Below are 19,486 nucleotides of genomic sequence, written 5' to 3' on the forward strand. Positions count from 1 at the left end.
GGAGAGCATGAGCATGTCTTGCGAAGTTTCCGCGGGACGCCGCCGGGCGCTGGCCATCCTGGCCGCGCCGCTGGCCGCCTCCCTGGCGGGCGCCCCGGCGCGCGCCGCGTCGTTCCCTAGCCGTCCCATCACCCTGCTTTGCCCGTTTGGCGCCGGCGGCACGGTGGACCAGTACATGCGCGCGCTCAGCGTGGCCGCCGCGCCGCACCTGGGCCAGAGCGTGATCATCGAAAACAAGCCCGGCGCGGGCGGCACGCTGTCCGCGGCCATGGTTGCCCGCGCGCACCCCGACGGCTACACGCTGGCGATGACCACGGGCTCCACCTTCCGCGCGCCCTGGCTGGAACCCAAGATCGGCTTTTCGCCCCTGACCGATTTCACCTACGTGATCGGCATGACCAGCCTGGAGTTCTGCGCCGTGGTGCGCGCCGATTCGCCGCTCAAGTCCTTCGCCGACTTCATGCGCGCCGGCCGCGAGCGGCCGGGCCAGGTCCAGTATGCCGCCGGCGATCCCACCACCCTGGTGCCCGTTTCGATGGCCGGCATCCAGGAACGCTATGGCGTGAGCTTCCAGCACATCCCCTTCAAGAGCGGCTCGGACATGGTGGCCGCCGCGCTGGGCGGCCACGTCGATGTCGTGATCGATTCGGTCGGCACCTACGTGCCCCAGATCCGCAGCGGCAAGCTGCGCCTGCTGGGCGCCCTGGGCGAGGCGCGCTTCGCGGGCTGGCCGGACGTGCCGACGGCGCGGGAACAAGGCTACGAGGTGGTGTTCAGCGCTCCCATGGGACTGGTCGGCCCCAAGGGCATGCCGCCCGACGTCCTGGCCAGGCTGCACGACGGATTCCGCCGCGCCATGGACGAGCCGGCCATCGCCGAGGTGCTGGGGGTGCTGAACCAGCCCCGCTGGTACCGCGATCCGCAGGCGTTCGCCGCGTATGCGAAAGCCACCTACGAGGCCAGCGGCGAGCAATTGCGCCGCGCCAAATTGATTTCAATGAATCACGGCGCCGCGCGCGCCATGCAAGGAGCAACATGAGTCTGGCATTTCCGCTGATCGACATTTCGGGTCCGCCCCGCGAACGCGGCCGGCAGTATGGCCGCCTGGCGGCCGAGCGCATCTCCAAGGGCGTCAGCCACTACGCCGCCCAGATCGTCAAGCTCGGGCTCGACCAGCCCAAGCTGGCCGCCATCATCCGCGACTATCTTCCGATCATGGAGAACTTCGACGCCGCGCACGTCGAGGAAATGCGCGGCATCGCCGAAGGCGCCGGGATTCCCTTCGAGGACGTGGTGCTGCTGAACGCGCGCAGCGAAATCCTTAAGCTGGCCGCCAGCCCGGCGATGCGCGAACGCCTGCAGGCGGCGGGCGAAGTGGACGACGGCTGCACCGGCGTCATCGCCATGCCCTCGGCCACGGCCGACGGGAAGCTGCTGCACGCGCAGAACTGGGACTGGAAGCACGAGTGCGCGGAAACCGCGGTGGTCCTGCGCGTGCGCCGCGAGGACGGACCGGACATCCTCACGTTCACGGAGGCCGGCGGCCTGGCCCGCTCCGGACTGAACGCGGCGGGCATCGCGCTCACGGCCAACTTCCTCGAATCCGACCTGGACTACCGCAAGGTCGGCGTGCCGCTACCGCTGATCCGCCGCAAGATCCTCGAACAGGAGCACCTGGCCCTGGCGATGCGCGCCGCCTACGTGACGCGCAAATCCGGCTCGAACAACATGATGATCAGCCACGCCGGCGGCGTGGCCCTGAACTTCGAGTGCGCGCCGAACGAGACTTTCCTGCTGCATCCCAGCGGCGGCCTGCTGGTGCATGCCAACCATTGGCTCAGCCCGATCGCCCTGGGCAAGCTGCGCGACACCGGCATCGCCTCCACTCCCGATACGCTGTACCGCGACACGCGCGTGCACGAACTGCTGGAGCCGCACCGCGGCAAGATCGACGTGTCCCATATCAAGGCCGCGCTGCTGGACGATTTCGCTTCGCCCTGGTCGGTGTGCCGGCCGCCGCGCCTGAACCTGGCCAGCAACCTGAGCGCCACCGTGGCCACGCTGGTCATGCAGCCGGCCGCCCTGACCATGGAAGTCGCGGCGCTGCCCGCCGTGAATCCGGAATTCAGCCGCTACGGTTTCGACGATTGAACCGCAAGGAGCCATGATGTCCCTCGCCTACCCCCAACTCACGCGGCTCGGCCCGTTGCCCGGCGCGCTGGCCGCCGCGGCGGGCGCGCGCTGCGTGGTCGCCTACACCGTGGATTTCGACGGCACCGGAAACGAAGTCGGCAAAGGGCTGGAGCCCTTCGGCATGCACTCGGCGGGCCGCTATTCGGCACGCCGCGGCGTGCCGCGCCATCTGGACATGCTGGAGCGCCTCGGCATACCGGCAACGTTTTTCGTCCCCGGCTACGACGCCCAATGCTCGCCGGAGTCGGTCCGGTCCATCCATGCCGCCGGCCACGAGATCGCCGCCCACGGCTATGTGCATGAAGGCACGCTGTTCGAGCCCGCCGAGGAAACGCGCCGCCTGCGCCTGACCCACCGCATCCTGTCCGACCTGATCGGCCAGGCGCCGCGCGGCTGGCGCTCGCCTTCGGGCCAGAAAACCGGCGTGACCCTCCCCGTCCTGCACGAACTGGGCTACCGGTACGACAGCAGCGACAAGGACGCCGACCATCCCTACCTGCTCGACCTGGGCCAGGGCCGAACCATGGTCGAGATCCCGAACAATACCTACAGCCTCGACGACTTCCCCTTCTTCCACTTTTCCATGACGCCGGTATCGGAAGTCGCGGAACAGTGGCGCGACGAATTCGACGAGCGCTATGCCCGGGGCGGCTTCTTCATGCTGACCGTGCACCCTCGCGCGGGCTGGGGCTCGGGCACGCCCTCGCGCGTACGCGCCGTGGAGGACACCCTGCGCCACATCCAGCGCCACGAAGGCGTGAAGTTCGCATCGCTGGGCGACATCCAGCAATGGGTGGCAGACGCCGCGCAGCAATTCGACGAGGTCCGGGTATGAACGCCAAGCAAACCATCGCCGCCTGCCCCGTCATGGTGGGCATCAATGTCGACATCGACGCCGTGGACGCGGCCAATGCCGGCGAAGCGGGCCTGTTCGGCCGCTATTCCTACGGACGCTACGGCGCCCGCGAAGGCATCTGGCACCTGCTTCACGCGCTGGCGGACAACGGCGCGCACGCCACGTTCTTCGTGATCCCCGAGGACCTGGAGCGCCATCCGCGAGTGCTGGCGGCCATCCTGGACGGCGGGCATGAACTCGCCGTCCGCGGCCTGGTGCGCGAACGCGCCGGCGCCCCCGAGACGCTGGACAGGCTGGCGGCCGATCGCGACGCGCTGCAACGGATAGCGGGCGTGCGCCCTCAGGGTTGGCGCGCGCTCAACGGCATCGCCACCGCGGCCACGCTGCCCGCGTTGGCGGCGGCCGGCTATGCCTACGACAGCAGCGCCCAGGACGATGACAATCCCTATGTGATGGCGGCCCCCGGCGGCGCGGCGCTGGTCGAGCTGCCGGTGTTCGACTACCTCACCGACAGCCTGTTCTTCGCGCAGCGCCACAGCGACGCCCGCGCCGCCAAGGCCTGGCGGGAAGAAGCCGACGCCCAGTACTGCGCCGGCGGATACGTCAACCTGACCTTGCACACGCGCGGCGACTCGGGTTCGGGACGCCCTCCGCGAGCGCGCCGCGTGGGCGAGTTCCTGCGCGAACTCGGCCGCCGCCCGGGCGTGGCCTTCTACCGGGCGGACCAGCTGGCCGCGGCGTGGCGCGCCGCGCATCCCGCCACCGAGCCGTATCCGGTCATGCTGGCGCCGGAACTGTAGCGCCCGCCGGGGCGGCCCCGGCCGCCCCTCACTCCCGGATCAGCCCGATCGCCTTGGAAAACAGCGCGCGCTGCTCCTGCAGATAGGTGCCGTACTCTTGCGGGCTCAGCACGCTGATCTCCGCGCCGATGGTGCCCAGGGTCTTGTTGACCTCGTCGCCCTGTTCGGCCACGACCTTGCGCGCGGCCTGGTACAAGGTATCGATCACCTGGGGCGGCGTGTCCTTGGGCGCCATGAGGCCGTAGATGGTGGGACTGCCCACGTCATAGCCCAGCTCGCGCAGGGTCGGGACGTCCGGATAGGCGGCCAGCCGCTTGCTGCTGAAGATGGCCAGGGGCCGCAGGCCGCCGGACTGGATATGCGCCTGGGCCGGCCCCACCGCGGACACGGCGATGTCCGTGTGCCCGCCCAGCAGCGCGGTGACCGCCGGGGCGCTGCCCTGGAAGGGAATGTGGCGCAGCTGGATCCTGGCCTCGGAGGCGAAGGTCTCGCCCAGCAGATGGCTGATACCCATGGCGCCCGACGTGCCATACGAAATGCCGTCGGGGCGCGCCTTCGCGTCGGCCACCACGTCGGCCAGCGTCTTGTACTTGGATTTCCCCGACGCGACGATCATCATGCCGCCCAGCGAAATCGCGGCGACCGGCGCAAAGGAATCCGTCGTGTACTTGATCTCCTTGTTGGCCAGCGGCACCACCACCAGCGCCCCGGGCGAGCTTCCCACGATGGTGTAGCCGTCGGGCGCCGCCGACGCCGTGTAGGCCGCGCCGATGCCGCCGCCCGCGCCCGGCTTGTAGTTCATCACGATGGGCTGCCCCAGGTATTGCCCCATCTTTTCGGTGATGGGCCGCAGCATCTGGTCGGTGTCGCCGGGCGAGAACGGAATGACCAACTGCACCGGCTTTGCCGGGTACGCCGCCAGTGCCGGCGCGCTCAAGGCCAGGCCCAGCGCGAAGGACGCGAACGCGCCGCTCAATCCTTTGATGCCATGCATGCTTGTCTCCTTGTATTGTTGTTCACCGGCTTTCGAACGAGCCGTTCATTCGTGATCGACCTGGATCGCCTCCAGAAAGCGCGACACCATGTTGTAGGCGCCCACCGTGGCCGTGATCTCCACGATGGATCTGTCGTCGAAGGCCTCGCGCAGCGCCGCGAACGTGGCGTCGCGCACCCGGATCTCGCGCGTCATCTCGTCGCAGTACGCCATCGCCGCGCGCTCTCCCGCCTCCAGGGATGAGAAATCGCCGCGCTTCAGGCCCGCCACCTTGGCCTCGCCGCAGCCTGCCCGCAAGGCGATGGGCAGGTGCTGCTCGAATTCGTAATCGGCCTGGTTCAGGACCGCGACCCGCAGGATGAGCATCTCGCGCAGCCGGGCCGGCAAGCTCGTTTGCTGGCGTATCGCCGTGAGATAGGCCAGCCAGCCCTGCGCCACCGGCGGGCTGTTGAGCAGCATGCGGTACAGATTCGGCAGGCTGGAGCGTTCCCGCTCGATGCGTTCCACCAGCGCCCGCGTTTCCGGCCTGGCGACATCCGCGTATTCAATTCGCGCCATCGTTCTATTCCCCTTGGTGTTGTCGTCAGTCGCAGCGGGCGCTCATGCCCCCATCCACGACCAGCTCGGTGCCCGTGATGAAACGCGCCTCGTCGGAGGCCAGAAAGAGCACGGCGTTGGCCGTGTCCCGCCCGTCTCCGGACAGCGGCAGCGGAATGCGGCGGCGCCGCCGCGCAAGCAGCGCCTCGACGTCGCCCTCGGTCTGCTGGCCGGCCAGGAAGGCATCCACCAGCGGCGTGTGCAACTGCCCCGGCAGGACCGTGTTGATGCGCACGCCCTTCCTGCCGTATTCCACGCCGGCCACGCGGCCGAACTGCATCACGCCGGCCTTGGCCGCCGCGTAGCCCACCTGGGGCGCGCCGGTCCATCTGATGGCCGAGGTCGAAGACACGTTGACCACCGCGCCCGCGCCCTGCGCTTCCATGATCGGCAGGACCTGCTGGCAGGTCGTGAACACCGAGGTCAGGTTCAGGTCGAGCTGGCGCTGCCAATCGGCGTGCGACAAGTCCGCCGGCCCGCCCGGGACGGGGCCGCCCACGTTGTTGACCAGGATGTCGACCCGCCCGTGGCGCCGCAGCACCACGTCGACCAGCCTGGCCACCTCGGCCGCGTCGCCCACGTCGCAGATATGCGTTTCAATGCGCGAGCGGCAGTCGCCGGCCAGCTCCAGGGTTTCCGGCAAGGACTCGGGCCGCTTGTCCACCGCCACCACCGTCGCGCCTTCCTGCGCGAAGCGCACCGCGATCGCGCGCCCGTTGCCCCAGCCCGACCCGACGCAGCCCGCGCCGAAGATCAGGGCCACCTTGCCGGCCAGTCGCCCGGCGCCCGCTTGCTCGTTCGCATGCATCGTCCGCCTCCCTTAGCGCGTGGCCATCGTGATGCCGCCATCCACCACGATCTGCTGCCCCGTGATGTAGCGGCTCTCGTCGCTGGCCAGGAAGGCCACGGCGTGCGCCACGTCCCAGGCGTCGCCCATGCGTCCCGAGGGCACCTGCGCGTGCCGGTGCGCCACAAAGCCTTCGTAATCGCCCTGGGCGTACTTCTGCGCCAGGCGTTCGACCAGGGGCGTGAACATCAGGCCCGGCACCACGGAATTCAGGCGCACGCCATCGGCCGCATGGATGACGGCGGTGGTGGCCGTCATCTGCATCAGGGCCGCCTTCGCCGCCGCGTAGCCCACCTGGGGTTTGCCCGCATAACGCAACCCGGCAATGGACGAAATGTTGATAATCGATCCTCCACCGGCGCGCTTCATGAGAGGTATCACGTGCTTGCAGCACAGGAATGCCGACGTCAGGTTCACCTGGATCTGATCGTTCCAGAGGTCCTCCGACATGGAGACCGGATCGCCGGGTTCCGACCGGCCGACGTTGTTGACCAGGATGTCGATGCGGCCGTAGGTGTCGATGCAGGCTTGCACCAGATCCGCCACCTGCCCGCCGTCCGTGACGTCGCACTGCCGCACCGCGATCTTCCCGCCTTCCGCGGTCACCGCAGCGGCGGACTGGCGCGCCGCATCGAGATTCAGGTCGCAACCATAGATCGTTGCGCCCTGCCTGGCCAGCACCGCCGCGGCGGCCTTGCCGTTCCCCCAGCCCTCGCCCAGCGTGCCGCAGCCGGTCACCAGCGCCACCTTTCCATCAAGACGAAACATTCCCGCTCCCGAGTGAGTCCTTGATGCACAGGCTAAAGCAGCGCGCCCCCCGGGTGAAGTTCCGATTCGGACGCCATTGATAGACAAAAAGAATGAATCTGACGACGAGACAACTGCGCATCTTCGTGCTGCTGGCCGAAACGCTGAGCTTTCAGCGAACGGCCGAAATGCTGCACGTGACCCAACCCACGCTGAGCAAGCTGCTGAAAGAAACGGAAGAGACGCTGGGGGTCAAGCTCTTCGAGCGGACCACCCGCATGGTGCGCCTGTCGCGCGAGGGCCAGGACATCCTCGATACCGCTCGCAAGATCACCGCCCTGCATGAGAAGGGCATGCTGGAACTGGATCAGCGCCTGCGCGACCGCCACAACCGGGTGGCGATCGCGGCGCTGCCCACGCTCGCGGCCTCGATCATTCCGTTGCTGATCCAGAGCCTGGCCCGCCGGCATCCGCCGGTGCGCGTCGACGTCTTCGACCCCATCGCCAATGAGGCCCTGCAATTGCTGCGCGAGCGGCGCGTGGATATCGCCGTCACCACGATGAACGAGGCAGGCGCCTCCGACCTCGTGTACCAGGAACTCTATACCGAGCCCTTCGTGCTGTTCCACAGCGTGCAGGTGAAACCCGGCATCGCGCACTGGGCGCCCGCCGAGCTCGCCCGCCTGCCCCTGATCAGCATGCCGCCGGGCACCAGCGTGCGCGTGCTGACCGAGCGCGCCTTCCAGGCCGCGTCGCAGCCCTTCAATCCGGTCTATTCCCTGCGCGACCTGAACACCATCGCCCGCTTCGTGCAGCACGATTGCGGCATCGCGCTCTTGCCCGAATCCTCGCTGGACAACGCGACCCAGCGCGGCGTGCGCAAGACCCGGCTGCGGCAGGCGCTCTCGCGTTCCGTCGGCATGTACGTGCGCCGCGAAAGCCAGCCATCGCGCCTGTTGCGCCACACCCTGGACGAACTGCGCCGCCTGGGCCGGGACCGGCAGTCCTCGTCCTGAGGCCGCCGGCGACACCCCTGCTGGCAGGCCGCCATGGCGGGAAGCATGGCGGCGCCGGCTCGCGACACCGACGGCGCGCGCGGCTCAGGGCGTGACCTGATAGCCGCGCTGCTGCATACAGCTGCTGTAGGCCGAGGCCGCGGAGGAGCTTGCCTGCGCCTGGTTCGCGCGATCCTCGCGACGATCCTGGCGCTGGCGCGAACCGCCCACGACCACCCCCGCCGCCGCGGCGTCCTTCGCCTGGTTCTGCCGGTATTGTTGCTTGGTGTCGTCGTCCATGCGGTCGTACACCTCCTCATGCTGGCGGCCACGCGCGCCGGCCACCGCCGCGCCCGCCGCCGCCCCGGCGGCCGCGCCGCGCACGCGTCCTCCGGCCTGCGGATTATTGTCGGCGCTGGTGCTGCTCGTGCTGCCGCTCATGGCCTGGCACTGGCTGATGTCTTGCTGGGTAACTTGGGGGGTCTGTCCCTTGAGTGGCGTCACTGTCTGTGCCGTGGCGCACAGGCAGAACCCCGAAAGGAACAACCCCGCGCAGGAATATATGGACTTTTTCATGAAAAACTCCATCGATATTCAGGGACCTGGAGCTAGCAGTGTAGCGCTGCGGCGGCATTCCGGCGGATCAACGCGGCGCCTGGTCCGACCCGGCGCCGCGCCGAACCGTTTCGCGATGGCGCGCCGCGTTGGCGAGGTCCGCGATCGGCGCCAGCAGCTCCCGATCGAACGGCTCGAACTCCGCCCCGGCCCGCAACCTCGCGGGCCAGTCGGCATGCGCAAGCGCGCCGCGGCCGAGCGAAACGAAATCGGCCTCTTCCCTTGCAATCACCCCGCCGGCCTGCGTTGCATCATGCAACGAACCGTTGGCCAGCACCGGAACCGAAACGTGCCGGCGCGCCAGGGCCGCAAGGCTGGGGCCCCGTTCGCCGAAAGCGGGGCGCCACGCCTCGAACTCGGTGGTATGCAGGTAGTCGATGGGTTGCGCGCCCAGCGCGCCGAAGATCTGCGCCGCATCCGCCTCGCCGCCCTCCCACTTGTGCGTGAAGTCGTTGACCTTGCCTTGCGAACTGCGCACGCCCACGGCAAAGCCCTCCGCCGTCGACCGCCGCACGGCCTGGATCACGTCCAAGGTCAGGCGCAGGCGATTGTCCAGGCTGCCACCGTAACGGTCTTCGCGCAGATTGGTGTGGGCGGTAAGGAACTGATCCAGCAGGTAGCCGTTGGCGCCATGGATCTCGACGCCATCGAACCCCGCTTCCTGCGCCCTGCGCGCCGCTTGGGCGAAACCGTCTATCGCCTCGGCGATATCCTCGTCCGACATGGCTTCGGGCATCCGGTATGGTCCCTCGCCCCGGTAGAAAGCCATTTGCTGCCCTTTGGGCTGCACCGCCGAGGGGCCTTTGGCCGTGGCTCGATGGGGATTCCCCTGCGACAGCGCGCCCGCATGCATGAGTTGCGCGACGATGCGACCGCCCCGCGCATGCACGCGGTCCACCACCGCGCGCCACGCGTCGCCCTGCGCGTCGTCGGCCAGGCCCGGCTGGAAGAGGTAGCCCTGCGCATAGGCCTGGTCCGTGTAGATGCCTTCGGTGATCACCAGGCCGAAGCCGCCGGCGGCGAAGGCTTCGTAGTAGTCGGCCATTTGCGTCGTGGCTCGACCGTCCGCCGTGGCGCTGACCCGGGTCATCGGCGCAACCGCGAGCCGGTTGGGCAAGCTCAGCGCACGCCCCACCTGGAGCGGCGTAAACAAGTGGCCATGCGCGGCGTGCGCGGCGCGGGCCGGACGATGGACGGGCGCGTTCATGTCAGCGGTCCTCCGGCAGGCGCACGGCGGCGATTGCCTCGATCTCGATCATGGCGGCGGGGTCGTACAGCGCCTTGATCTCCGCGATCGTGTCGGCCGGATAGGGAGCCGAAAAGAAGCGGCGGCGCAAGGCCACCACGTCCTCGAAATGGCCCATGTCGGTCACGAAAATGGTGACCTTGATCACGTCCTTCAGGCTGGAGCCGCCCGCTTCCAGCGCGCGCCGCAAATTCGAGAACGCTTGCTCCCCTTGGGCCAGAAAGCCGCCCGGAACGATTTTTCCGTCGTCGCCGGCGCCCGCCTGCCCGGAGATGAACAGCAGATTGCCGTGGCGGATGCCCTGCGAGAGCAGGAAGGGCGCGTAGTTGTCGGGCTGGGTGATGACACGTTGCAGCATGGTGCGAATTCCTTCATTCATGTTTGTCGGAGGACCAGGCCATGAATCGCCGATCCGTTCCGTAAATTTAGGGATTCGCAACCTCGGTGACAAAGGTTCATTTGTCAGCTATAAGAAGAGATAAATTCATCTATAAGAAAATACCGGCCATGCAACGTCGATTCCTCCCCCTCTCGGCGCTGCGCGCCTTCGAAGCCGCGGCGCGGCTGGGCAGCTTCAAGGCTGCGGCCAGGGAACTGGCCGTCACGCCGACCGCCGTCAGCCACCAGATCCGCGCGCTGGAAGCGCAAACCGGGCTCGTGCTGTTCGATCGCCAGGTGCGCAAGGTATCGCTGACCGACGCGGGAGCGCAGCTCTACCCGGTGCTGCGCGACGGCTTCGACGCGTTCGAAGCCGCGCTGGCGCGGCTGACGCTTCAACGAACGCGCAGCCAGGTCAGCATCTCCGCCACGAATGCCTTTACCGTGAAGTGGCTGGTGCCCCGCATGGCCGATTTCCGCAGTCGGCATCCCGGCATCGACCTGCAGCTGCAAGCCAGCGACGAACTGGTCGACCTGCGCTCGACGGCGGTCGACATCGCGATCCGCTATGGCCGCGGGCCGTATCCCGGCCTGGCCGTCACGCCCCTGTTCACCGACCGCTTCGCCCCCGTGGCGAATCCGCGCCTGGGCGTTGCGACGCCGGACGACCTGGCCCGCGTCCCGTTGATCCGTTTCGACTGGAAGCGGCCGCAGCCCGACAACCCGACCTGGGAGCGCTGGTTCGCGCTCGCGCGGCGCCCCCAGCCGCGCCAGGCGAGCGAGCTGCGCTTTTCCGACGAAGGGCACGCGATACAGGCGGCCGTCGCCGGCCACGGCATCGCGCTGGTCAGCCTGGCGCTCATCGCCGACGAACTCGAAGCGGGCCATCTGGTGCAGCCCTTCGGGCCCGCCATCGACGGGCACACCTATCACCTGGCCATGTACGCGGACCGCCCGCCCTCGGCGCCGGTCCAGGCCGTCGCGCAGTGGTTGCGCGAACAGGCGGCGCCGGACGCGGCGGGGTGAGCCTCCTCAGCGCAGCGGGGAGTAGTCCGTCGGGCTGAGAAAATGGTTCTCGACGCGCTCCACGATGGGCCGCTCGGCCTCGCTGGCGGCGCGCTTGGCGATCCACTCGGGATCGGCCTGGAAGGCATTCCATTTGCGCTCGCGTTCCGCCAGGCTTTCCCATTGCAGCATGTAGGTCAGGGCGTGATTGCTCGGGCCGACCAGCGTGGTCCAGAACCCCAGCGGCCGGATGCCGTGCTTCTCGAAGAAGCCCAGCGTCGCGGTGCTGAATCGCTCGTTGAGCGCCGGCAGGCGCCCGGGCAGGCAATGGTAGATGCGGGTTTCGATGATCATTGCGTCTCCGTTTCTTGGCGATCCGCAAGCGCGTATTCGGTGTCGGCCAACGCTTCCTGCCAATCGGCCTTGCCCAGCGAGATGGCCAGGTGGGCCATGAAGGTGTCGGCGGCGGCGCCATGCCAGTGCCGCTCGCGAGGCCGTATCCACACCACGTCGCCCTGGCGGATTTCGCGGGGCGCCTCGCCGTCCACGCAGATCCAGCCGCGGCCCGAGGTCACGTGCAGGACCTGGCCGTGCTCGTGCGTGTGCCAGAACGTGCGCGCGCCGGGGGAAAAGAACACATGGTTGATGCCGACGTTGTCCGCCGGGGCCATGACCGGATCGGCCCAGACCACGCCGGTGAAGGTGGCGCTGCGCTGCTCGGACGGCTTGCCCGGGGCCCTGCCGTGAAAGACTTGCATGTAAGCTCCTTGGTTCAAACGGTTTTCAGGCGTACGCCGCCCGACACGTCGCCGATGGCGTCCACCACGCGGTTGCTGATCTGGTCGCCATAGCCCAGCACCGTGGCCAGGCCGAAGCAGGCCGCCGGCCCGGCCGCGTTCAGCGAGGCCACGCCCAGCTCGCGCGCCATGTCCACGTACAGCACCACGTCCTTGCTCATCAGCTTGCTGGTCAATCCGCCTTCGAGATAATCGCCATCGACGATGTGGGGAAAACGGTTAAGCGTGGCGAAGTTCACCCCGCTGCTGCTGTTGATCACGTCCAGCAGGCGATGCAGGTCCAGGCCGGCCTTCTTTCCCGCCACCATGATCTCGGCGGTGGCGGCCAGGCTGACCGCATTCAGAAAGTTGTTGAGCAGCTTGGTCGCGTGCCCCGCGCCGCTGGCGCCCATGGTCACGACCTTGGCGCTGATGGGCGCGAATACCCAATCGATGGCCTCGATGGCGTCCGGGTCCCCGCCCACCATCAGCGTCAGGGCGCCTTTCTCCGCCGCGGCCGCGCCGCCCGATATGCCGGCATCCACATACCGCACGCCCTGGCGGGCCAAGCGCGCATGCAGGCGCACCGTGGAACTGGCCGCCGCCGTGCTCAGGTCGACGACGATCTGGCCCTCGCGGCAGTGCGCCAGGATGCCGCCCTCGCCCTCCACCACCGACTCCACCACCTTGCTGTCGGGCAGGGACAGCAGGACGACGTCGGCATACTCCATGACTTCGCGGATCGTCGCGGCCGCCTCGGCGCCTGCCGCGGCCGCGCGCGCCGGATCGCTGTCATATCCGCGCAGCGCGATGCCCGCGCCGACCAGCCGCCGCGCCATCCGCCCTCCCATATTGCCCAGGCCGATGAAGCCGGCGCGTTTCCTGTCCATCTGCGTTCTCCTTTTCCCCGGGCCGCCCCGGATGCCAGTAACCCCGGACGCCTCCTTTCGCGCGCCGCCGTTCATTGCCGGGCGCGCACCTTCACGCCCGCCCAATCCTCGACCACGCGCGCCACGTCGGCATAGTCGGCATCCTGGCCCCGGATGGCCGTGGTCATTACCAGCATCTCGCGCACCGACGATCCCACCACCATGGGCACGCCATGGCGCTCGGCCTCCTCCAGGCACAGGCGCACGTCCTTGTGCGCGAGGCGCGCCGCGAAGCCCACGTTGAAGGTGCCGGTCAGCACCGCCTTGGGAAACTTCTCCATCGTGGCCGAATTGCGCCCGGACCCGGCGTTGATGACATCGATCATGACGCTGGGATCGAGGCCCGCCTTCACCCCCAGCGCCATGGCCTCGGAGGTGATCGCCACCGCGGTGGCCGACAACAGATTGTTGGCCAGCTTCATCACCTGGGCCTGCCCGGCTTCGGCGCCCAGGTAGAAGGGCTTGCCGAAGGTGGACAGCACCTGCGCCAGCGCCTCGTATCGCGCCGGCGGGCAGGCAACCATGATCGCCAGGGTGCCGCGCTCGGCGCCCGTCGGGCCGCCGCTGATGGGCGCATCCACGTACTCGATGCCTTGCGCGGCCAGCGAGTCGAAGGCGCGCCGCGCCGCCGCCGGGCCGATGGTCGATAGATCGACCACGCACTTGGCCCTGCCTGCCCGCGCCAGCCCCTGTTCGCCGCCCAGCACCTGCTCCACCACCTTGCCGTCGGGCAGGCTGAGGAACACCACGTCGGCCGCGTCGCCCACGGCGCGGGCGGTGTCGTGGGCCACGGCGCCGCGGGCCGCGAGCTGCTGGCGCGCGGCGGGGTTGCTATCGGCCACGTGCAGCGGGTAGCCGGCGTCGAGCAGGCGCGCCGCCATGGGGCCGCCCATGTTGCCCAACCCAATGAATCCGTAAATCGTCTCGCTCATCTTTCATCCTCGAAATATGCCGCTGGCGGCAGGGGTTAGCGGGCCTGCAGGCCGATCTGCCGGGCCAGCTCGGCGAACTGTTTCTGATCGCGCGCCAGGACGCGGGAAAAACTGTCGGGGCTGCGCTCCTCGGCCGAGGGAATCCGCGCGGCCAGGCTGTCGACGCGCGCGCGGAAATCCGGCGACTGGACCGCCTCGGTCAATGCCTGGGCCAGTTTGTCGACCACGGCCTTGGGCGTGCCCTGGGGCGCCACCAGGCCGTTCCAGATCTGCAGGTCGAACTGGGGCACGCCGCCCTCGGCGAAGGTCGGCACGTCGGGCATCTGCGGCAAGCGCTCCTTGGACGCCACGGCGATCGCCTTGATCTGCTTGCCCCGGTGCAAGGGCAGCATGGTGACCGTCTGGTCCAGCACCGACTGTATGGTGCCGCCCATCAGGTCCGTGATGGCCGGGCCCGAGCCGCGGTACTGCACCAGTTCGGCCTGCACGCCCGCCATCTGCAGGAACATGGCCTCGGCCAGATGTGCCGTGGTGCCAGGCCCGCCGGAGCCGAAGTTCAGCTTGAGCTCGCCGCTGCGCATGCCCGCCAGCATCGAGGGCAGGTCCTGGATGCCGCTCTGGTTGCTCACGCTGAGCACCATGGGCACGTTGGCGATGGTGCCCACCGCCGTCGTGTCCTTGACGATGTCCAGGCCGGCCTTGGGATACAGCAGGGGAATCAGCACCATGGACTGATTGCTGAACATCAGGGTGTAGCCGTCCGGCGCTGAGCGGGTCAGCCGCTGGAAAGCCAGCAGGCCGCCCGCGCCGGTGACGTTCTCCACCACGAACGTCGTCTTGGTGGCCTTGCCCAGCTCGCTGGCGATCAGGCGAGCCAGGGCGTCCAGGCTGCCGCCGGGCGCGACCCCCACCATGATGGTGACGGACTTCGACGGAAAGCTCTCGTCGGCCCTGGCCGCCGGGGCCGCCCCCAGGCAAAGGGCGATACCGGCAAGCGCGGATACGATGCGTCGTTTCATGTTGTCTCCTCTCTATGGGGCGGCCTTTGGCGGCCTTGTGCCTTGGTGGAAAAAACGGTTCAGCGCCGGCTCAGCATCCTCGCCAGCGCGCCGACGGAGCCGGCCCTGTCCAGATTCGCGATGGCTTCCAGGCAGGCTCCGGTCGCGCCCGCCGGCAGGCCGGCCAGCGGGAACAGCCGCAGGAACTTCGCCTCCACGTCGCGCCAATCGATGCCGCGCGCGCCGGAACCGCGAGGCGCGCGGCACGTGGCGCTGTGCACCGCGCCGTCGCGCATGTGTATCGTCACCGTGCCGCCGTGCCGGTGCGGAAACCGATCCGGCAGCGGCGGCGGATCGGGATCGAACTCGACCTTGTCCTGCAGCGCCGCGATGACCGGGTCGGCCATGCGGGCCTCGTCCATGTGGTTCCAGCCGAAGCCATCGTCGGCGATCGACGCGGCCACGAAATACGGCAGGCTGTGCGCCGCGTCGACCAGATTGCGCGGATGGGGTTCGCCCTTGAAATTGGTCCACTGCACCGCCGCCGAGACGACGATGCGCGCCACGCTTTCCGGCCGCACGGCGCCGGCGCGCGCCGCCTCGGCCGCGGCCTCGGCGGTGGCATGAAAAGGATGCGCGCCCGGCATGAGTTTGATCGCCAGGTCGGTCACGATGTCCCAGGACTCGCCCCAATCGCGCGCGATGTCTTCGCGCGCCTGCCCGCCCAGGGCATCGAGCAGGCCTCGCGGCTGCTCCAGCACGCCCAGCTCGCCCTCGAAGCCCCGCTGCGCCGCGAGCGCGGCGCGTATGCCGGCGCTTGCCGCCTGGCCCGCGTGGTATTCCCGCGCGCAGCTGGTATCGGCCGCGATGGCCATGCCGCTGGCCGAGGTCGCCGCGAGCGCGATGGCATGGGCCAGGCGCGGCGCATCCAGGCGCAACAGCAGGCCCGCCGCCACGCAGGCGCCGAACACCGTGGACCACGAGCCATGGAACCCCCGCTGCATGCGGCCGGGCGTCAAGGATTCGTCGAGGCGCCCCGCGACTTCATAGCCCAGCACCATGGCGGCCAGCACGTCCCTGCCGCTCGCGCCCTCGCGCTCGCCCACGGCCAGCGCCACGCTGGAAACGATGGTGCCGATGTGCGCGATGCTGCGCATGTCGCTGTCGTCCGACGCGGCCGCATCGCTGGCCGCCGCGTTGATGCGCGCGGCGCTGGCCAGCGGCAGGCGGCCGCCGTCGAACCACAGGCCTGCCGCCGGCACGCCGCCATCGGCCAGCCCTATCTCACGGATGATGCGGGCCGATTCGATGCCATAACCCATGGAGGCGCTGGCCAGGGTGCTGGCCAGGCTCATCTTGGCGTGCTCGATGGCGAGCGCCGGCAGGGCATCGGCCCGCGTGGACAAGACGAAGTCGGCCAGCTGGCGCGCCAAGGGGCGCGCCAAGGAGGGGGATTGCACAGTAGATTCCTCGATGATTGCGTTCTGCCGGCATCACTGCGCGGCGGTTCCCAGTTCCTTGAGGACGGGGACCCATTTCGCGAGGTCCTGGCGCACCAGGGCCTCGAAATCGGCGGGTTTGGGGATGGGCATGTCAGGCAGCGTGAAGCCCTGGCCGATCAGTTTCTCGCGCAATGCGGGCTGGCTCATGACCTTGTCCAGGGCCGTGTACAGACGCGCCGACACGTCGGCCGGCAGCCTCGCGGGGCCGACCAGGCCCCACCAGAGGGTGACCGAATAATCCTTCAGGCCGCTTTCCTGCAGCGTGGGAACCTCCGGCAGCAACGTGGAGCGCTTGGGCCCGGTGACCGCCAGCGCCTTGAGCTTGCCCGCCCTCACCAGGCCGATGGCCGCGGGCAGGTTGTACAGGCCCATGTCCACGTCGCCGCTGATGATGGCGCTCAGGCCCTGGGGCGCGCCGGTATAGGGCACGTGCATGATCGGCTTGTCGAGGTATTGCGACACGGTTGCGCCGGCAATGTGATGGCTGGTTCCCACGCCGCTGGAGGAATAGCGGAACGTCTCCGCCGGCTTGGCCTTGATATCGGCCAGCAGGGCCGGCGCGTCCCGATAAGGCGACTTCTCCGCCACCACCAGCAGATTCTGCACATCGGCGATCTCGCTGATGAAGCTGAAGTCCTTGATCGAGTCGTAGCCCGGCGCGCTATAGAGCACCTGGTTGTTCACGAAAGTGCCCTGCGCCGCGATACCCAAGGTGTAGCCATCGGGCTTGGCGCGCGCGATATCCATCGTGCCGATGGTGCCGCCGGCGCCGCCCTTGTTGTCCACCACCAGCGCCTGGCCCAGTTCGTCCGCCAGGGCCGAGGCGACCACGCGCGACAGCGTGTCCGCCGCGCTGCCCGCCGCGAACGGCACGATCAGCCGGATGGACCGTTCCGGATAGGCCGCACCGGCGCCCGCGCTCCAGAGCGCCGCCCCCAAGAAAGCAAAAGGCAGCAATGCGCAGGCGCCTGCCTTGCGCCGAAAAAACCCGCTCATTCCGTCTCCTCCTTGCCGCGACGCAGCATGGCATCGCATTCCGATACTTGATTTAGTTTTGTCGTACAAGGCAGACTGTAGGCGCCTTCCCCTTCGGCGTCTGTCGAAACTTATTCTTCAAATATTGAGTTCATTTCAACAATGCACAAACTCAGAAATCGTCTCGGGCCTTTGCGGGTACTGGACGCGGTGTACCGGAGCGGCGGCGTGGGCCGGGCCGCCGAGCTCCTGCACGTCACCCCCGGCGCCGTGAGCCACCAGCTGCGCCGGCTGGAAAGCGAATTGGGCGTGCAACTGGTGCAGAAGGACGGCCGCGACATCGCCTTCACGGCGGTCGGCACCGAGCTCGCGCTACAGGCCGCCGAGCTCTTCGATCAATTGGAGGGCGTCCTGGCCAAGGCGGCCGAAGCCGGCGCCAATCGGCGCATCCGCGTCAAAGTCATCCCCAGCTTCGCCATCAAATGGCTGATGCCCAGGCTGGGCTCGCTGTATGTGCGGCACGGCGATATCGACATCGAAATCGCCACGGTCGCGCGCGCCGACGACACCGACCTGCACAATGCCGACTTCGTCGTGCGCTGCGGCGACGGCGATTGGCCGGGCCTGCGCGCCGACCTGCTGTTTCCCGACGAGCTCGTGCTCGCCTGTTCGCCCGCGCTGGCCGAGCGCCTGCGCCGCCCCGAAGACGTGCTGGGCGAAACCCTGCTCAAGTCCATGATCGCCCCCGACTGCTGGGACCGCTGGCTGCAATCCGCCGGCCTGGCCGCCAGCGGCGACACCCGCTTCATTCCGCTGGCCAACGCCGTCCTGTGCCTGCAGGCCGCGGCCGAAGGCCTGGGCATCGCCGTCACCCAGCGCGCCTACATCACCCAGGACTTCGCCACCGGCCAACTCGTCCAGCCCCTGCCCCATACGGCGGGCGGCAGCAAGGGCTACTACCTGGTCAGCAATCCCGCGCGCGCCAGCGGCCCGCCCTTCAGCACGTTTTCCGATTGGTTGATCAGCGTGAAGTGAAGGCGCGAAACACCAGACCTGGCCGCAATCGCGCGTTGTCCGGCGGACATGGCCAGGCGGACGCCGGCGCGATCGCGTTCAACTCGCATCGACCCGCAGCATCAGGGGACGGAGGCGGGAACGATCCTCCAGCAAGGCATGCGCCTTCGCGGCATCGCGCAGCGCAAGCGACTGGCCCTCCGGGATGTCCAGGGCGCCTTCCTGGCAAGCCGCGAAGTAACGCCTGGCGGCATCGCGCAAGAGCTGGGGCGTCCGTACATGCTGGAAGACGCTGGGGCGCGAAAGCGAATTCGATTTGGGAAAGAGCATCGACACTTCGAAGGCCGGCACCGCGCCCGACGCCTGGCCGTAGTTCGCCAGGTGCCCAAAGGGCGCCAGGCATTCCATCGAACCAAAAAACGTGTCCTTGCCTACCGCATCGTAAGCGACCTGGACGCCCTCTCCCCCGGTGATCTCGCGCACGCGCGCCACGAAGTCTTCCTCGCGGTAGCGCACCACCGAATGACAGCCTGCGGCGAACGCCAATGGCACCTTTTCCGCGGAGCCGACCGTGCCGATCACCTTGGCCCCCAGATGCCGGGCCCACTGGCACAGGAGCGTGCCGACGCCGCCCGCCGCCGCGTGCACCAGCACCCAGTCGCCCTCGCTTACGGCATATACGCGCTGGACCAGCATTTGCGCGGTCAATCCCTTCAATAGCGACGAGGCGGCCGCGATGTCGGTAACGGCATCCGGCAGCGGCACGAGCAGGTCCGCGGCGATGACCCGCCGTTCCGCATAGGCCCCGTACTGGCGCGTGACGTACGCCACGCGATCGCCCGCCTTGAAATCTTGCACATCCTTGCCGACCGCCTCGACGACGCCCGCCGCCTCTATCCCGGGAATGCCCGGCAAGGCGAGCGTCTGGTACAGGCCGGAGCGCACATAGGCATCGTGATAGTTCACGCCGACGGCAGTGTGCCGCAGAAGCACCTCATGCGCCTGCATCCCGGCAACCTCGACGGGTTCCCATTGAAGAACATCGGGCCCCCCCGTGGCATGCATGACGATGGCTGAAGTCATGGAA

Annotated in this window: 22 protein-coding genes; 7 read left to right on the top strand and 15 right to left on the bottom strand. The window is 68.5% G+C overall.

The window, feature by feature from the left end:
- Positions 1-13 precede the first annotated feature (13 nt).
- Genes ADE01S_RS01495 through ADE01S_RS01510 form a run of 4 tightly spaced genes read left to right on the top strand, consistent with a single transcriptional unit; the run spans position 14 to position 3,849 of the window.
- Positions 14-1,039, top strand: coding sequence for a Bug family tripartite tricarboxylate transporter substrate binding protein (locus ADE01S_RS01495; protein WP_075873451.1), 1,026 nt, complete (start codon positions 14-16; stop codon positions 1,037-1,039).
- On the top strand, positions 1,036-2,151 hold the full coding sequence (locus ADE01S_RS01500; RefSeq protein WP_062679688.1) for a C45 family autoproteolytic acyltransferase/hydrolase: 1,116 nt from the start codon (positions 1,036-1,038) through the stop codon (positions 2,149-2,151). The genes ADE01S_RS01495 and ADE01S_RS01500 overlap by 4 nt, the downstream gene beginning before the upstream one ends.
- A gap of 16 nt (positions 2,152-2,167) precedes the next feature.
- Entirely contained in the window at positions 2,168-3,028 is an 861-nt protein-coding gene (locus tag ADE01S_RS01505) for a polysaccharide deacetylase family protein (RefSeq protein WP_082775665.1), read from the top strand.
- Positions 3,025-3,849, top strand: a complete 825-nt coding sequence (locus ADE01S_RS01510; RefSeq protein WP_062679689.1) for a polysaccharide deacetylase family protein — start codon at positions 3,025-3,027, stop codon at positions 3,847-3,849. Before ADE01S_RS01505 ends, ADE01S_RS01510 begins: the two co-directional genes overlap by 4 nt.
- Positions 3,850-3,877: 28 nt before the next feature.
- On the opposite strand, the gene ADE01S_RS01515 is transcribed toward ADE01S_RS01510, so the two are convergent.
- From ADE01S_RS01515 to ADE01S_RS01530, 4 genes are read right to left on the bottom strand one after another with little or no spacing between them, the layout of a single operon-like run.
- On the bottom strand, positions 3,878-4,843 hold the full coding sequence (locus tag ADE01S_RS01515) for a tripartite tricarboxylate transporter substrate binding protein (protein WP_062679690.1): 966 nt from the start codon (positions 4,841-4,843) through the stop codon (positions 3,878-3,880).
- A 45-nt stretch (positions 4,844-4,888) separates the two neighbouring features.
- Positions 4,889-5,401, bottom strand: a complete 513-nt coding sequence (locus tag ADE01S_RS01520) for a carboxymuconolactone decarboxylase family protein (protein WP_062679691.1) — start codon at positions 5,399-5,401, stop codon at positions 4,889-4,891.
- 25 nt (positions 5,402-5,426) lie between these two features.
- The gene (locus ADE01S_RS01525) at positions 5,427-6,248 is read right to left on the bottom strand and encodes an SDR family NAD(P)-dependent oxidoreductase (protein ID WP_062679692.1); all 822 of its coding nucleotides are present in this window, start codon (positions 6,246-6,248) and stop codon (positions 5,427-5,429) included.
- A 12-nt stretch (positions 6,249-6,260) separates the two neighbouring features.
- Positions 6,261-7,055, bottom strand: a complete 795-nt coding sequence (locus ADE01S_RS01530) for an SDR family NAD(P)-dependent oxidoreductase (protein ID WP_062679693.1) — start codon at positions 7,053-7,055, stop codon at positions 6,261-6,263.
- A 92-nt stretch (positions 7,056-7,147) separates the two neighbouring features.
- Between ADE01S_RS01530 and ADE01S_RS01535 the strand changes: the two genes are divergently transcribed.
- A complete protein-coding gene (locus ADE01S_RS01535; RefSeq protein WP_062679694.1) occupies positions 7,148-8,050 on the top strand; it encodes a LysR family transcriptional regulator in 903 nt (300 codons plus the stop codon).
- 84 nt (positions 8,051-8,134) lie between these two features.
- Here the strand turns inward: ADE01S_RS01535 and ADE01S_RS32010 are convergent, their stop codons facing one another.
- The 3 genes from ADE01S_RS32010 to ADE01S_RS01550 all read right to left on the bottom strand — a co-directional run bounded on the left by ADE01S_RS32010 (position 8,135) and on the right by ADE01S_RS01550 (position 10,248).
- Positions 8,135-8,605: a YMGG-like glycine zipper-containing protein gene (locus ADE01S_RS32010; protein ID WP_062679867.1), complete on the bottom strand. Its 471-nt coding sequence runs from the start codon at positions 8,603-8,605 to the stop codon at positions 8,135-8,137.
- A 67-nt stretch (positions 8,606-8,672) separates the two neighbouring features.
- On the bottom strand, positions 8,673-9,851 hold the full coding sequence (locus ADE01S_RS01545) for an oxidoreductase (RefSeq protein ID WP_062679695.1): 1,179 nt from the start codon (positions 9,849-9,851) through the stop codon (positions 8,673-8,675).
- A gap of 1 nt (position 9,852) precedes the next feature.
- Entirely contained in the window at positions 9,853-10,248 is a 396-nt protein-coding gene (locus ADE01S_RS01550) for a RidA family protein (RefSeq protein ID WP_062679696.1), read from the bottom strand.
- 149 nt (positions 10,249-10,397) lie between these two features.
- Between ADE01S_RS01550 and ADE01S_RS01555 the strand changes: the two genes are divergently transcribed.
- Positions 10,398-11,294: a LysR substrate-binding domain-containing protein gene (locus ADE01S_RS01555; protein ID WP_062679697.1), complete on the top strand. Its 897-nt coding sequence runs from the start codon at positions 10,398-10,400 to the stop codon at positions 11,292-11,294.
- Between the two features lie 6 nt (positions 11,295-11,300).
- Here the strand turns inward: ADE01S_RS01555 and ADE01S_RS01560 are convergent, their stop codons facing one another.
- The 7 genes from ADE01S_RS01560 to ADE01S_RS01590 form a co-directional block, all read right to left on the bottom strand.
- Positions 11,301-11,627 carry an NIPSNAP family protein gene (locus ADE01S_RS01560; protein ID WP_062679698.1) on the bottom strand — a complete coding sequence of 109 codons (327 nt, stop codon included), beginning with the start codon at positions 11,625-11,627 and terminating at the stop codon, positions 11,301-11,303.
- The gene (locus ADE01S_RS01565) at positions 11,624-12,031 is read right to left on the bottom strand and encodes a cupin domain-containing protein (RefSeq protein ID WP_062679699.1); all 408 of its coding nucleotides are present in this window, start codon (positions 12,029-12,031) and stop codon (positions 11,624-11,626) included. Before ADE01S_RS01565 ends, ADE01S_RS01560 begins: the two co-directional genes overlap by 4 nt.
- Positions 12,032-12,045: 14 nt before the next feature.
- Positions 12,046-12,939, bottom strand: coding sequence for an NAD(P)-dependent oxidoreductase (locus ADE01S_RS01570; RefSeq protein ID WP_062679700.1), 894 nt, complete (start codon positions 12,937-12,939; stop codon positions 12,046-12,048).
- 71 nt (positions 12,940-13,010) lie between these two features.
- On the bottom strand, positions 13,011-13,910 hold the full coding sequence (locus ADE01S_RS01575) for an NAD(P)-dependent oxidoreductase (RefSeq protein ID WP_062679701.1): 900 nt from the start codon (positions 13,908-13,910) through the stop codon (positions 13,011-13,013).
- A gap of 35 nt (positions 13,911-13,945) precedes the next feature.
- The gene (locus tag ADE01S_RS01580; protein ID WP_062679702.1) at positions 13,946-14,929 is read right to left on the bottom strand and encodes a Bug family tripartite tricarboxylate transporter substrate binding protein; all 984 of its coding nucleotides are present in this window, start codon (positions 14,927-14,929) and stop codon (positions 13,946-13,948) included.
- 59 nt (positions 14,930-14,988) lie between these two features.
- Positions 14,989-16,368 (bottom strand): MmgE/PrpD family protein, encoded by a 1,380-nt coding sequence (locus ADE01S_RS01585; RefSeq protein ID WP_165695603.1) that lies wholly within the window; start codon positions 16,366-16,368, stop codon positions 14,989-14,991.
- 33 nt (positions 16,369-16,401) lie between these two features.
- Complete coding sequence (locus ADE01S_RS01590) at positions 16,402-17,406, bottom strand: Bug family tripartite tricarboxylate transporter substrate binding protein (RefSeq protein ID WP_062679704.1); 1,005 nt, start codon at positions 17,404-17,406, stop codon at positions 16,402-16,404.
- Positions 17,407-17,547: 141 nt separating this feature from the next.
- On the opposite strand from ADE01S_RS01590, the gene ADE01S_RS01595 reads away from it, so the two are divergent.
- Positions 17,548-18,420 carry a LysR substrate-binding domain-containing protein gene (locus ADE01S_RS01595; protein WP_062679705.1) on the top strand — a complete coding sequence of 291 codons (873 nt, stop codon included), beginning with the start codon at positions 17,548-17,550 and terminating at the stop codon, positions 18,418-18,420.
- A 78-nt stretch (positions 18,421-18,498) separates the two neighbouring features.
- On the opposite strand, the gene ADE01S_RS01600 is transcribed toward ADE01S_RS01595, so the two are convergent.
- Positions 18,499-19,482, bottom strand: coding sequence for a quinone oxidoreductase family protein (locus tag ADE01S_RS01600; RefSeq protein WP_062679706.1), 984 nt, complete (start codon positions 19,480-19,482; stop codon positions 18,499-18,501).
- Positions 19,483-19,486 lie beyond the last annotated feature (4 nt).

Origin of the sequence: Achromobacter denitrificans NBRC 15125, assembly GCF_001571365.1 — a bacterium.
GTDB classification, from domain to species: domain Bacteria; phylum Pseudomonadota; class Gammaproteobacteria; order Burkholderiales; family Burkholderiaceae_B; genus Achromobacter; species Achromobacter denitrificans.